This window comes from Paracoccus sp. (in: a-proteobacteria) (genome assembly GCF_030538695.1).
GTDB lineage: Bacteria > Pseudomonadota > Alphaproteobacteria > Rhodobacterales > Rhodobacteraceae > Paracoccus.
In genome coordinates this window covers 53,201-64,843 of sequence record NZ_JAUNTN010000023.1, presented here as the reverse complement: position 1 = coordinate 64,843, position 11,643 = coordinate 53,201, and the positions used below count along the sequence as shown (strand labels likewise).

The 11,643-nt window shown below is 64.0% G+C and carries 15 protein-coding genes, 1 tRNA gene and 1 pseudogene; 11 read left to right on the top strand and 6 right to left on the bottom strand.

Annotated elements, in window-relative coordinates:
• The 3 genes and pseudogenes from Q4G24_RS13320 to Q4G24_RS16645 form a co-directional block, all read left to right on the top strand.
• Positions 1 to 347: DUF2169 domain-containing protein (locus tag Q4G24_RS13320; RefSeq protein WP_303367028.1), on the top strand; the 347-nt coding region annotated here is incomplete at its 5' end.
• A gap of 59 nt (positions 348 to 406) precedes the next feature.
• Positions 407 to 709, top strand: coding sequence for a hypothetical protein (locus Q4G24_RS13315; protein ID WP_303367027.1), 303 nt, complete (start codon positions 407 to 409; stop codon positions 707 to 709).
• Positions 706 to 1,029, top strand: a pseudogene (locus Q4G24_RS16645) (DUF4150 domain-containing protein); the annotation flags it as partial. The gene Q4G24_RS13315 and the pseudogene Q4G24_RS16645, both read left to right, overlap by 4 nt.
• Before the next feature lie 651 nt (positions 1,030 to 1,680).
• Here the strand turns inward: Q4G24_RS16645 and Q4G24_RS16640 are convergent.
• From Q4G24_RS16640 to Q4G24_RS13300, 3 genes are all read right to left on the bottom strand, one after another.
• Complete coding sequence (locus Q4G24_RS16640) at positions 1,681 to 1,974, bottom strand: PIN domain-containing protein (protein WP_368660944.1); 294 nt, start codon at positions 1,972 to 1,974, stop codon at positions 1,681 to 1,683.
• Positions 1,971 to 2,216 (bottom strand): plasmid stabilization protein, encoded by a 246-nt coding sequence (locus Q4G24_RS13305; protein ID WP_303367025.1) that lies wholly within the window; start codon positions 2,214 to 2,216, stop codon positions 1,971 to 1,973. Before Q4G24_RS13305 ends, Q4G24_RS16640 begins: the two co-directional genes overlap by 4 nt.
• A gap of 101 nt (positions 2,217 to 2,317) precedes the next feature.
• On the bottom strand, positions 2,318 to 3,334 hold the full coding sequence (locus Q4G24_RS13300) for a hypothetical protein (RefSeq protein ID WP_303367024.1): 1,017 nt from the start codon (positions 3,332 to 3,334) through the stop codon (positions 2,318 to 2,320).
• Between the two features lie 680 nt (positions 3,335 to 4,014).
• Between Q4G24_RS13300 and Q4G24_RS13295 the strand changes: the two genes are divergently transcribed.
• From Q4G24_RS13295 to Q4G24_RS13270, 6 genes are all read left to right on the top strand, one after another.
• Entirely contained in the window at positions 4,015 to 4,350 is a 336-nt protein-coding gene (locus Q4G24_RS13295; protein WP_303367023.1) for a hypothetical protein, read from the top strand.
• Positions 4,347 to 4,508 (top strand): hypothetical protein, encoded by a 162-nt coding sequence (locus Q4G24_RS13290; RefSeq protein ID WP_303367022.1) that lies wholly within the window; start codon positions 4,347 to 4,349, stop codon positions 4,506 to 4,508. The genes Q4G24_RS13295 and Q4G24_RS13290 overlap by 4 nt, the downstream gene beginning before the upstream one ends.
• Positions 4,509 to 4,659: 151 nt before the next feature.
• Positions 4,660 to 4,917 (top strand): hypothetical protein, encoded by a 258-nt coding sequence (locus tag Q4G24_RS13285; RefSeq protein WP_303367021.1) that lies wholly within the window; start codon positions 4,660 to 4,662, stop codon positions 4,915 to 4,917.
• A gap of 426 nt (positions 4,918 to 5,343) precedes the next feature.
• Complete coding sequence (locus tag Q4G24_RS13280) at positions 5,344 to 5,937, top strand: hypothetical protein (protein ID WP_303367020.1); 594 nt, start codon at positions 5,344 to 5,346, stop codon at positions 5,935 to 5,937.
• Positions 5,938 to 6,291: 354 nt separating this feature from the next.
• The gene (locus tag Q4G24_RS13275; protein WP_303367019.1) at positions 6,292 to 6,954 is read left to right on the top strand and encodes a hypothetical protein; all 663 of its coding nucleotides are present in this window, start codon (positions 6,292 to 6,294) and stop codon (positions 6,952 to 6,954) included.
• Positions 6,955 to 7,177: 223 nt separating this feature from the next.
• Positions 7,178 to 7,486, top strand: a complete 309-nt coding sequence (locus Q4G24_RS13270) for a hypothetical protein (protein WP_303367018.1) — start codon at positions 7,178 to 7,180, stop codon at positions 7,484 to 7,486.
• Between the two features lie 8 nt (positions 7,487 to 7,494).
• Here Q4G24_RS13270 and Q4G24_RS13265 read toward each other — a convergent pair.
• The 3 genes from Q4G24_RS13265 to tgt form a co-directional block, all read right to left on the bottom strand.
• Positions 7,495 to 7,569 (bottom strand) — tRNA-Glu (locus Q4G24_RS13265).
• Positions 7,570 to 7,708: 139 nt separating this feature from the next.
• Positions 7,709 to 9,445, bottom strand: coding sequence for a single-stranded-DNA-specific exonuclease RecJ (gene recJ / locus Q4G24_RS13260; protein ID WP_303367017.1), 1,737 nt, complete (start codon positions 9,443 to 9,445; stop codon positions 7,709 to 7,711).
• Positions 9,442 to 10,569: a tRNA guanosine(34) transglycosylase Tgt gene (tgt, locus tag Q4G24_RS13255; RefSeq protein WP_303367016.1), complete on the bottom strand. Its 1,128-nt coding sequence runs from the start codon at positions 10,567 to 10,569 to the stop codon at positions 9,442 to 9,444. Before tgt ends, recJ begins: the two co-directional genes overlap by 4 nt.
• Before the next feature lie 127 nt (positions 10,570 to 10,696).
• Between tgt and Q4G24_RS13250 the strand changes: the two genes are divergently transcribed.
• Together Q4G24_RS13250 and Q4G24_RS13245 are read left to right on the top strand one after the other, a co-directional pair.
• Positions 10,697 to 11,059, top strand: coding sequence for an SUF system Fe-S cluster assembly protein (locus Q4G24_RS13250; RefSeq protein ID WP_303367015.1), 363 nt, complete (start codon positions 10,697 to 10,699; stop codon positions 11,057 to 11,059).
• 176 nt (positions 11,060 to 11,235) lie between these two features.
• Positions 11,236 to 11,622 carry an iron-sulfur cluster assembly accessory protein gene (locus Q4G24_RS13245; RefSeq protein ID WP_303367014.1) on the top strand — a complete coding sequence of 129 codons (387 nt, stop codon included), beginning with the start codon at positions 11,236 to 11,238 and terminating at the stop codon, positions 11,620 to 11,622.
• Positions 11,623 to 11,643: the final 21 nt, after the last annotated feature.

The following is an 11,643-nucleotide window of genomic DNA, read 5'->3' as shown; positions in this document are numbered from 1 at the left end:
CGCGGTTGAGCAGACTCTACATTAAAGTGAGGGATCTTTCGGGGGGCAGGTCAATCAAGAACCGCCACCCGCTTTTGCCACAGGATTTTGATTTTCGGTTTTGGCAATGTGCTCATCCCGACCTGATTACCCGCGGCTGGCTGCATGGGGATGAGCCGTTCGAGCTGTGCAATCTGCTGCGCGGACACCCCCGTCTGAGCGGTCGTTTGCCTGCGATCCGACTGCAAATGCGCCTGCCGGTGTCGGGCGGCACCGGCGTTGCGCCTTTTGTTCTGGACGGTGTGCATTTCGACATGCGACCGGGCATCGGTTGCGTCTTTCTGACTTGGCGTGCAGGGTTCCCCTAGCCTGACGGTCGCGGCCAGCCCATCATTACCGCGCTTGACGAACTCCCGGAGGGGGTCTGATGGCACAGGATTTCAATTCACCCGAAAACCCGGATGTCATTGTCCTGCCCGAAATCATCATCACATCGGGCATCGACATTTCGGATATGCCTGAAACGGCTGTGGCGCTGGCCCGCCTTGGGCTGCCTGCCGGTGGCGAAGTGCGTTACCATCCAAATCGCGGTGATTTCACCTATTTCCGCCGCCCGTATGATGAAAATGACGAGGGCACAGAGTTCTATGACGAGGAACTTTTGGACGCTGCCCGGGAAAAGCATGCCCCCCGCTTCCCACTGCGCCGAACCCACCCCCGCCCGAAGTGATCCCGGACACGGCGGCGGCGATCGCGGTTTCGACCTCGCCAGATGTCTGCCGCGCGCCGCGCCAACCTTGTCCGTTCCCCGTGTATGGCCGCGCCAGCGACGACAGCAATTACGCGGCGACGGTGCGTTCGAACGGAGAGGTGCTGAAAACCTGGAACAGCCGCTTTACCGCAACCTATGGTGACGAGGCTGGCCGGGGCGGTGGCGTCATCTCTGGCACGCACGGCAGCATTGTCACGCCGACCAGCCATTCGCCGCTGGTCTTCGTCCAGGGCCAGCCGCTGATCCGCCACCGCGATAGCTGCACCCTGAACAACGGCAACTGCCCCGGTGAATATATCCACGTTGCCTCGACAGCTGTTCACGCTGCGCCGGACGGGCAGGATCAGGGCGGGCAAAGTCGCTGGCAGGCGTTCAAGGACGGTGTGTACGGGGCGTCGGGAACGGTCCAGACGGGCGATTCGCTTTGGGGTAAGGCGACCGAATACTGGAACGACCCCTCGCAAATCGCCAGCGATGCGCAGGGGGCGTGGGATTCGCGGCCGAGCTGGGGTGATATCCGCGACTTTGGCGTGGGGCTGGCGTCTGGCGCGGCCGAAGTCGGGCGGCGGGTGATAGACGACCCACGCGGTGCCGCAGGTGCGGTGTATGACTGGGGCGCGGATGGGCTTTCAGACGCCTGGGACGGGGTTCAGGGTGCCTGGGAGCAAGGCGGTGCCGCGGGTGCCGCCGGGGTCGTCGTCGGCCTCGGCATTGATCTGGCTGACCCGTTTCGCAAGGCCAGGGCAGCGGGCGAGGGCATCGAGGCGTTAGAGGACGTGGGCAGCGCGGCCCGCGCCCGAGGTGCTGCGGGGCGTCGGCGGGATGAGGACGGCGCGAACCGGGCCGAAGAGGATGGCAGCGGCGGCGCGAGGAGCACGAGGCGGATCAGTCTTCGCAGGCTCTATCTGGGGAGGACGCCAAGCAAGACATCACGAACAGGCCGAGAGGTCAGAGAGAGAATGCGGAGAGGCCTCGGCCGCCGGGCTGTCAAAGGGCAGAACGCGGCCAGTGAAATCCTCGTGGATGATCTGGCCGATGATCCTTGTCTGATCGCCACGGCGCTTGCCTTCGGGCAGGAGTGCGACGCTGTGGCGTAATTCGGCCTCGGTCATGGCGGTCAGGTAGACGGTGGCGCCATCCTGCGCCGCCAGCCAGTCGATGACGCGCTGTTCTGGTGTCGGGCGCAGGATTTCCGACAGGACATTGGTATCGAGGATAATCATTGGTCGAAAGCGGGCGGGGTGCGCATCGGATCGCGCGCGGGAATGTCCAGATCGACGCCGCCGGTTTCGGCGACACGCGCGCGCAGTCGATGGGCAAGGTTCATGGGCGGGCGCGTGTCGCCAACCACGTCGCGCAGGATTTCGCGGGCCTCTTCCTCCATCGACCGGCCATGCCCGGCCGCGCGCAGACGCAGGCGGCGCTTGATGCTGTCATCGAGATTTCGGATCGTGATGCTTGCCATGTTCCTGCCCCGTTTCGCCTGAGCAGGATAGAGGGTGATTGCAATGCAATCAATGGCCCTTCACGCTTGCCCGGCGGCTTGCTCGGACAGAACGGGCAGCATCACCGTTCGTCATGATCCTGCCGTTTGGGTGATTGCACCCGTCGGTTCGGGTAGCCTTTACTTTCCAGCCGCCGCCATGGGAAGGTATTGTTTATAATTGATTTGTGTGCGTTCACAATCCATTCACCAAGGCGGCGATCGCGTGGCCCAAGCGTGGACGCAATGTCGGCAATGATGTCCTGCGCCTTCGAAATATCATGCAAAACCCGCTGTGCGGCTGCGGCCTGTTCCTGCGCGGCCTTTTCCTGTTGATATTGCGCCCGTGACAGCCGCTGGCGTCGAGGCCCGAACCGCATCAGGCCCGCATCGGCAAACACCTCGCGGTGCAGATCGTCCTGCCATTCGCGCATGGCATCGCAATAGGCCCGTCTGGCCTGATCGGCCAGCGTTGTACCCGTGCGCCGCAACGCACCGTGACGGGCGCGGAACGCATCATTCACGGCCTTGCCGGGGTGCAGCGCGTTGACCGATCCCCGTGTCCGGTCCAGCCCGTAGACATGCAGATGCACATAGGGTTCATCAAGGTGCAAAGCCGCCATCGCGAACTCGCCGCCAGCATCCTCAAGACAGCGCCGTTCAAAGGCCATGGCCTGCTGCAAAACGGCCCTGCATGCCGCCAGTTTCACCGGATCGGCAAGGGCCTCTGCGCTGATCACCGGCAGGGAAAACACCGCCGCATAAAGCGTATGGGCATCCTTGCGCAGCGCCCGTCTGCGGGTCTTTTTCCGGCCGGTTTTCGGGTCGGTATAGGGAAAGGCCAGTTTCACACTGGCGGCCTGCTCATGGGCCAGGCGCAAAGCATCAAAACTGTCACAGGTGCCGGGCCAGATTTCCGGTTCACGCCGGTTCTCCCCAACATGTTCTGAGGCCCAGGGTTCACGCCCGGCCTCGTCCAGAATCTCCTCTGCGGTCCAGGCCCGCTGCCTGTTTCGCCGGTATTTCTGCGCGGTTCCAGAGACTTTCGTGCCGCCCTGTCTTGACCAGGTCTCGATATGTGCGAACATGTATCCCTGCATGGTGTCACGCCTTTGTCGTGGGTGGTTGTGACAGGGAATTAGGCCCCGGATGGCAGGACCAAAACGACACGTTTCAAAGGTCTGGAGACCGACTATGCGTATTGCGGGACGCCGCTACCGCGGCTCAATACGCGTCGGCCCTCCGGGGGCGCCTGTGCGGCGGGCATCAGCAGAACACATTCGCCATTGTTCCACGTTCGTCGCTGCAAAAGGTCCCCCGGACCTTTTCCCTCCCGGCGTCTCCAACGGGCAAGGGGCGGTTATGTGCGCCCTTGCCTCCCCCCGCGCGGGCCGTTTTGTGCACGGGGGGTTGGCCTGACCGCCGGGCCGGACAAAACCCTCGTGCAAAACGGCCGGACCGGTGCTGCCCCGGGGCTGTCAGCGCCGCATGATGCGCGTGAGATTGCCCCTCGCAACCGCCCATTCATGCGCATCGCACCCGCACATCTGCGGGATAAGCCATGGCCTGATCACGGGACTGCCCGTGCCGCCGGAACGACCGTCCGTTCTTCGCCCTGCTGCCCCGTCAGGACGTGTTTCACCGGGCTGCGCCAGACCAGCCTGCTTTACCCGTTCGCCCCCTGTTTCTGCACTGTCGGCGCGTGTCCTGTGACACGCCGCCAGCGCAGCAACAGGTGGGCTGGATGCGGGTCGTTTCCCTTCATAATTTTGAGGATAAAATGATCCATCAAAACATCGGCACTGCGGTTGCGGTGCAAGGCTCCGACAACTGGCGCGAGGCAGCGCAGATTGGGGATATCATCCGCTGGCCCTTCGACATCGGGGCCGGGCTGGGGCTGGTCGTCGAGGCCGGGGCGATTGCCGGCTGGCGGGTGCTCAGCATCGCGCCGGGCGAACGGGATCACAGCCAGCCGGTCGGGCCGGGCTGCCTGCGCCTGATCCGCCCGACAGAACTCCGTGCCTGCGGGCTGGACGGCCCGCTGCGGTTTCATCTGAGCCGTAGCATCAGCCTTGCCCCGCACACGCCGCGCTGGCGGCGACAACCGCGCCGGTGATCGGCCATCTGCCCGACCCGCTTCATGCCGCCCGTGCCCGTCTCCACGCCCTGCGCGACATCGCTGCTGACCGGCGGGCAGAGCGTCAGCACAACCGCCGCAGCGACCGGCGGCAGATGCCGCAACCGGCTGTCACGCGCAGCAAGGAGCTGCGCTGATGGGCACGTTGGACCCGCTCGAAACACAACTTGCCCAAGCGCTGCTCCATGCCATCCACCTGCGCGATCAGCTGCCCGATCTGGACTGAGTGGTCAGGGCAGCAGCACCTCGATCCGGCGGCTGCGGGCGCTGCTGGAGGAACCCGTTGCCGTGTTCGACCCCGACCGGATTCGCGTTGAGCTGGCCGTCATCCAGGCCAATGCCGCCCGGATCACCGGCAGCCGCCCGTCAGAGGTTCAGGTCTCGGACGGTGAGGGCGGCTATAGCTGGGTCAGCACAGACACCGCTGCGGCAAAGCTCTGGCGGCAGGCCGCATCGGATGCCGCCAGGCTGGACGCCGCGCTGATCCGCTTTACCGCCAGCCGCACCGCCAGAGACCTGCTGACCGAAAGATACGGCGACGGCTGAGCCGAGGGATGGCCGGTCGGTGTGTCGGCTGGTCCTTTCGCCAAAATCTGCGCATCAGCTTTTTCTTCAGAAGGAGCAGCAGAAGCATCTACTGCCCCGGCCGTGTCACGACCACCAATGGCCTCCCCGCAAAGGCAGAACGGGAAGTTCTGGCCAGTCGGCAGGACCGCTAGCCCTTCTGCCTCACGCCCACACAGGGACGCATGCATCAGGTCCACGTCCACCGCACGATCTTGCCATGGTCACAGGATGGGCAGGACAAAACCCTGATTTCCCCTGCCAGTGGAAGGGCCTGCTTGACCGCCAGCCCTTCCACCAAACCCGCGCCCGGCGCGTCAGACTGACCACCGCTACGGTATCAGCCGGGCATTCCCGCAGCGCAGGACAATCTGCACCGCAGTCCTTTCTTCAATCAAGAGATCCCCCATGACCACCCCCCTTCACCGGGCACGCCCCGGAACCATCGTCCTGTTGCGTTTCCCGCTGGCCGAGGGCCGCCCCGGCAAAATCCGGCCCTGCCTCGTTATCGCCTGCCAAAACGGCGGCACAGGTCTGACGCTGGCCTATGGCACCGCCGCGCCAGACCATGCCAACAGCGGGTTGGACCTGCCCATCACCGCAGCGGACGACCTGCAAGCCGCCGGGCTGCGCCGTCCCACCCGCTTCGTGCTCGCCCGCCGGATCACGGTCGCCGCCAGTGACCCGCGCTTCGACGTTGGCCCGGAAGCAACGCCAGTCATCGGCAAGCTGCCCGCACCACACCTGCCCGGACTGACCACCCTCTGCCACCAGATCGGACCAGACCTGACCGCAGACCGCCCCCGCGGTCGCTCCAGAAAGCGACAGCCCGGACAAAAGCACAACCGGCACGTCACCGTGCAAACCAGCCCGCAGACCAAACTCTGGAGGCATGACACAGGGACCAGCCCCAACTGCCCGCACCGCCGCGCTTCGACAACCAGAATAGTCATCGTCGAATATCGCAGCAGGCGCAAAGCGCTCCCGCCATCTGCCGCCTGACTCAGTGACGGCGAAACAGCGTCGGCGGTGACCATTTTCCAGCACGCAGGATTTCTAGCGCAACTGACGAAAATGGCATCACGAAAAAGTGATCCCGTTTCGGTGAGTCTCAAATTCCAACGGTCCGATGTCCAGTGAGACGATGAGGAAACCAACAATGTCTGCTGCACGCCCGATCCAATCTGCCGTTTCAAACACGATCAGCGCCCTGCTTGCGGCTGGTTTGCAGCCTGCAGTCGTCCATGTGCATGCGGATGGTTCGTTTCGCGTCGAACTAGGTGGGCTTGGTCTGGCTGGGCAACCGCAAGTCGCCGTGGCGAATTCGCCGATTGCGCCCGCATGGGATGACTTTTCGTGAAAATCGCAATCAACTATCCGGGTCTCTGCGAGGAAAAAACCCCCGCAGGGACACCGCGCTGGCGCGTGCGCGTGGCTGGCCAAAAAGCCCGAAAAGTTAACCTTCCCACCGGCATCGGACCAGATCACCCGCATTTTCAGGAGCACTATGACGCCGCACGCCGGGGCGAAAAGCTGGAGCTGCGCCCCATCGAGACGAAACAAAAGGGAACGCTCGATGAACTATGCGAACGTTATCTCAACTGGCTCGAGGATCAGGTTGCGGCCGGCTCGTATTCTCCGCTGACCTTGGGCGGTCGGCGCACGGGCCTTGATCATGCACGAAACTGCCCGACGCCCAAAGGTGGAAAGCGAATGGGTGAACTGCGGGTGGATCTGCCTTTGGCGGCATTCGCGCATATCCGGGATTCGTTTGGTGCCCGGACCGGTGCCGCTCAAACCTGTCTGAAGGCGCTCCGTGCCGCTTACACTTGGGGCAAGGAGCAAGGCTGTAAAGGAGGCGATGCGGTTTTCGAAATCAAGAATACGCATCGCTCCAAAGGTGGTGCAACGCCTTGGACCGGGGCTGATGAAACGAAATTTTCTGTCAGCCCATGGACCCGGGACAATGGCGCGGCGCTGGTTTTTGCTGGCAAAAAATACAGCGGGCCGCATTGGTGACATGCATCGCATCGGTCCGGCAAATGAGGTTGCCCGTGAAAGTGGTGAAGACACTATTATGTTTATCAAATGGCAGCCTGAAAAGAAGGGGGCGGTGGAAGTTCAAATCCCCATGTCGTGGGAATTATAGGTTGAACTCGCTACACTGGCCCCCGACGCGCCGACCTACCTTATGACTGAGCATGGACGGCCTTTCGCCTCATCGGGTTCGCTGGACAACCGGGTGCAGAAATGGATCATCGAAGCTGGTCTTGTCGATTCCGAAGGTAAGGCAAACCGGTCGCAGCATGGCATCCGAAAACGGCGCGCCGAGGAAATCGTGGAGGCGGGCGGGACAGTCTATGAAGTCATGGCGCATCTGTCACACAGCGATCCGAAAACCTCGGCAATCTACACCCAGCGGGTCGAGCGCGCTCGGTTGGCAGAACGGGCTGTGCGACGCATGGAAGGGACGCAAAACGACCAAGGTGTCCCACGGCCCGAAATTCGTGGGACACCTGCTATCGTTTCAGCAGGAAAAACAACGAATTAGGATTGATGTGGCAGCCCGTAGGGGAATCGAACCCCTCTTTCCAGGTTGAAAACCTGGCGTCCTAACCGATAGACGAACGGGCCACTTGGGCGGCTGCGCTGATTGTGCCGCGCGGCGTGGAGCGGTGTTTAGGTCAGGGGCGCGGAGGGCGCAAGTGGAAAAATCACCTTGGCTGAAAGTTTTTTCGGCCCTCTGTTCGCCTGCCGGATTTGCCGCCTCTGGTCAGGCTTCGGCGGCGTCGTCCAGACGCAGGCGGATGCTTTGGCGGCCGCCCCATGTGGAACGGTCCAGCTTGCCTGCCACATGGAAGCGGCGCCCGCGTGCGGACAGCAGCGCCGGGCCAAGCGGGCCGTTCATTGCGCCCCAGCCGACCGCATCCAGCGCCGTGCCGCCGTCGCGCAGGCGCAGGCGCAGGTGGCCGTCGCCCATGGTCGAGACCGAATCCAGCACTACGCCTGCAAAGGCAAAGCGCGGCGCGGGGGCGGCCTGACCAAAGGGGCCGGCGCGGTCCAGAAGGTCCATTAGCTCCAGCGAGGCCCCCGCTGGGGTCAGCAGGCCGGAAATCCGCAGGCTGCCCGCATCCGTCCGCGCTGCCAGTTCCGGGGCCAGCAATTCTGCGAGCCGGGCCATGGCGGCGGGGATCAGGGTTTCCTCGACCGTCAATCCTGCAGCCATCGCGTGACCGCCGCCCTTGAGCAGCAGCCCCTCCCGCGCGAGGCGGTGGATGGCATGACCAAGATCGACGCCGGGGACGGAACGGGCGCTGCCCTTGCCGATGCCGTTTTCGACGCCGATCACGACTGATGGCAGGGCGCTGGCCTCTTTGATCCGCGCGGCGACGATGCCGACGACGCCGGGGTGCCAGCCCTCGGCGGCTGCCCATGACAGGGCGGGGTCGGCACGGGATTCGATCTGCGCCATGGCCTCGACGCGGACGGCGGCCTCAATGGCGCGGCGGTCGCGGTTCAGCTCGTCCAGCTCGGCGGCCAGTTTGCGGGCGCGCTCGGGGTCGGTGGCAGACAGGCAAAGCGCGCCAAGATCGGCGCGGCCCACGCGGCCGCCGGCATTGATGCGGGGGCCAAGCATGAAGCCAAGGTGAAAGGCGGTCGGTGCGGAATCCAGCCGCGCCACATCCGAAAGTGCGGCAAGGCCGGGGCGGTCGCGCCGTGCCATGATGACCAGCCCTTGCCGCACGAAGGCCCGGTTGACGCCGACCAGCGGGGCGACATCCGCCACCGTTGCCAGCGCCACCAGATCCAGCAGGCTGACCAGATCAGGTTGTGCTCCGCCGGTGGCACGAAGCTGGCGGTTGGCCTCGACCAGCGCCAGAAACACCACCCCGGCGGCACAAAGATAGCCAAGATCACCCGATTCATCCTGACGGTTGGGGTTCACCACGGCCAGCACCGGGGGCAGGGTCTCACCGCCAAGGTGGTGGTCCAGAACCACCACATCCGCGCCGGCGGCGGCCGCCAGCGCCTCATGGGACATGGTGCCGCAATCGACGCAGATAATCAGATCGTGGTTGCGTGCCAGTGCGGTCATGGCGGGGACGTTGGGACCATAGCCCTCGTCGATACGGTCGGGAATATACAGCGTTGCCCGCTGTCCCATCTGCCGCAGCCAGTCGATCAGCAGCGCCGCTGAAGCCCCGCCGTCTACGTCATAATCTGCGAAAATTGCAATGCGTTGGCCTGTGGTTGCAGCCTGCACCAGCCGCGCGGCGGCGGTTTCCATATCGCGCAGGCTGCGCGGGTCGGGCAGCAGGTCGCGCAGCTTCGGGTCCAGATGGCTGTCGGCCTGTTCCGGCGGGATGCCACGTTCGGCCAGGATCCGGGCGATAGGCAGGGGCAGGGCGCTGGCCTGCACTATGGCCTCGGCCAGCCGCTCGGTCCCGGCCTCGGGGCCGGTCCAGCGGCGGCCGGACAGCGAGCGGCTGACATTCAGGAAATCGCTCATAGCGGGGGGATGTCGCCGTCAGCGCGCATGGCGTGGAAATCAGCGGCGAAATCCTCCAGCCGGCCAATGGCAATGGCGTCGCGCATTCCCTGCATCAATTCCTGAAAATAATGCAGGTTGTGCCATGTCAGCAGCATCCCCGAGATCATCTCGCCCGAGCGGAATACATGGTGCAGATAGGCGCGGGAATAGCCGGTGCAGGCCGGGCAGGTGCAAGCCTCGTCCAAGGGGCGCGGATCGTCAGCGTGGCGGGCATTTTTGATATTGACCTGTCCGCGCCGCGTCCACGCCTGTCCGGTGCGGCCCGAACGGGACGGCAGCACGCAATCCATCATATCCACCCCGCGCAGCACCGCGCCCACGATGTCATCGGGCTTGCCCACGCCCATCAGATAGCGCGGCTTGTCCTGCGGCAAGAACCCGGTGGCATAGTCCAGCACGCCAAACATCGCGTCCTGCCCCTCACCCACGGCAAGGCCGCCAATGGCATAGCCGTCAAAGCCGATGGCCGTCAGCGCCTTGGCCGATTCTTCGCGCAAGTGGCGGATCACGCCGCCCTGCATGATGCCGAACAGTGCATGGCCGGGCCGGTCGCCAAAGGCGTCGCGCGACCGCTGCGCCCACCGCATCGACAGGCGCATCGCCTCGGCCTGCCGTTCCTCGGTCGCGGGCAGGGCGGGACATTCGTCAAAAGCCATCACGATGTCGCTGCCCAACAGGCGCTGAATCTCCATGCTGGTTTCAGGGGACAGGAAATGTTTTGAACCGTCCACATGGCTGGAAAAGGTCACACCATCCTCGGTCAGCTTGCGCAACCCGGCCAGCGACATGACCTGAAACCCGCCGGAATCGGTCAGGATCGGGCGATCCCAGTTCATAAAGCGGTGCAGTCCGCCAAGCCGCGCGACGCGCTCTGCGCCGGGGCGCAGCATCAGGTGATAGGTGTTGCCCAGCAAAATATCCGCCCCTGTGGCCCGCACCGATTCGGGCAGCATCGCCTTGACCGTGGCGGCGGTGCCGACGGGCATGAAGGCGGGGGTGCGGATTTCGCCGCGGGGGGTCTGGATGGTGCCGGTCCGCGCCTTGCCATCGGTGGCGCTGACAGAAAAGGCGAAACGGGTCATGGCGGGCCTCGGGGGTAAGGGAACGGGGCGGGCATAGCCTTCCTGCGGCACCTGCGCAATCGCCGTGGCCTTGCCGCTTGCCGCAGATCGCCTATATAAACCCTCGGAAATCGACAGGATGATGCGCATGACCACCGACACCGCAGGACAAGAGGGCGAGCCGCTGATCCAGCCCTCGACCACCGATCACCCGCTTTATGACGGCATCGTCGAGGCGTGCCGGACGGTCTATGACCCGGAAATCCCGGTGAATATTTATGATCTTGGGCTGATTTATACGATCACCGTCACTGATGACGCCGATGTGCGCATCATTATGACCCTGACCGCGCCCGGTTGCCCGGTGGCCGGGGAAATGCCCGCATGGGTGTCCGATGCGGTCAGCGCGGTGCCGGGGGTGCGGCAGGTTGATGTGGAAATGACCTTTGACCCGCAATGGGGCATGGACATGATGTCGGACGAGGCCCGGCTGGAGCTTGGCTTTATGTGACCGCAGCACGGCTTGCGCCGTCTCATGCCTCCGGCGGGGATATTTTTAGACAAAAGATGCATCTGCTGTCCTTAAATATCCCCGCCGGAGGCATCTGCCCATGCGGCAAGTGCGACCGCCGGGCTTGAGAAGCACCGGCGGCATCCCTATCTTTTCGGGGCGCGAAAGGAAAAACCATGTTCTCGATTCCCGGTAAACCGCCTGTTTCCATCTCGGCCCGTGCCGAAATCCATATTGCCCGGCTTATGTCAAAGGGCGGGGCCTATGGTCTGCGCATCGGTCTGAAAAAGGGCGGTTGCGCGGGGATGGAATATACGATGGACATGGCAGAGGCTGCTGACCCTGCCGATGAGGTTGTGGAACAGGGCGCGGCGCGGGTGCTGATTGCGCCGAATGCGCAGATGTTCCTGTTCGGCACGCAGATCGACTATGAAACCGGCCTTCTGGAATCGGGTTTCAAATTCATCAATCCCAATGTCACCGAGGCTTGCGGCTGTGGCGAATCGGTGCGCTTTGACCTGCCGGGTTCTCGCGTGGAAGGGGCGCCGCAGCTCAAGCTCTGATCCGCTGGTCTTGATCCGCTG

Coding starts and splice junctions, on each gene's coding strand:
- Q4G24_RS13295 (WP_303367023.1), top strand. CDS start 4,015: ATGATCCATCAAAACATCGGCACTGCGGTTGCGGTGCAAGGCTCCGAC.
- Q4G24_RS13250 (WP_303367015.1), top strand. CDS start 10,697: ATGACCACCGACACCGCAGGACAAGAGGGCGAGCCGCTGATCCAGCCC.
- Q4G24_RS16640 (WP_368660944.1), bottom strand. CDS start 1,974: ATGATTATCCTCGATACCAATGTCCTGTCGGAAATCCTGCGCCCGACA.
- Q4G24_RS13305 (WP_303367025.1), bottom strand. CDS start 2,216: ATGGCAAGCATCACGATCCGAAATCTCGATGACAGCATCAAGCGCCGC.
- recJ (WP_303367017.1), bottom strand. CDS start 9,445: ATGAGCGATTTCCTGAATGTCAGCCGCTCGCTGTCCGGCCGCCGCTGG.
- Q4G24_RS13280 (WP_303367020.1), top strand. CDS start 5,344: ATGACCACCCCCCTTCACCGGGCACGCCCCGGAACCATCGTCCTGTTG.
- Q4G24_RS13300 (WP_303367024.1), bottom strand. CDS start 3,334: ATGCAGGGATACATGTTCGCACATATCGAGACCTGGTCAAGACAGGGC.
- Q4G24_RS13245 (WP_303367014.1), top strand. CDS start 11,236: ATGTTCTCGATTCCCGGTAAACCGCCTGTTTCCATCTCGGCCCGTGCC.
- tgt (WP_303367016.1), bottom strand. CDS start 10,569: ATGACCCGTTTCGCCTTTTCTGTCAGCGCCACCGATGGCAAGGCGCGG.
- Q4G24_RS13315 (WP_303367027.1), top strand. CDS start 407: ATGGCACAGGATTTCAATTCACCCGAAAACCCGGATGTCATTGTCCTG.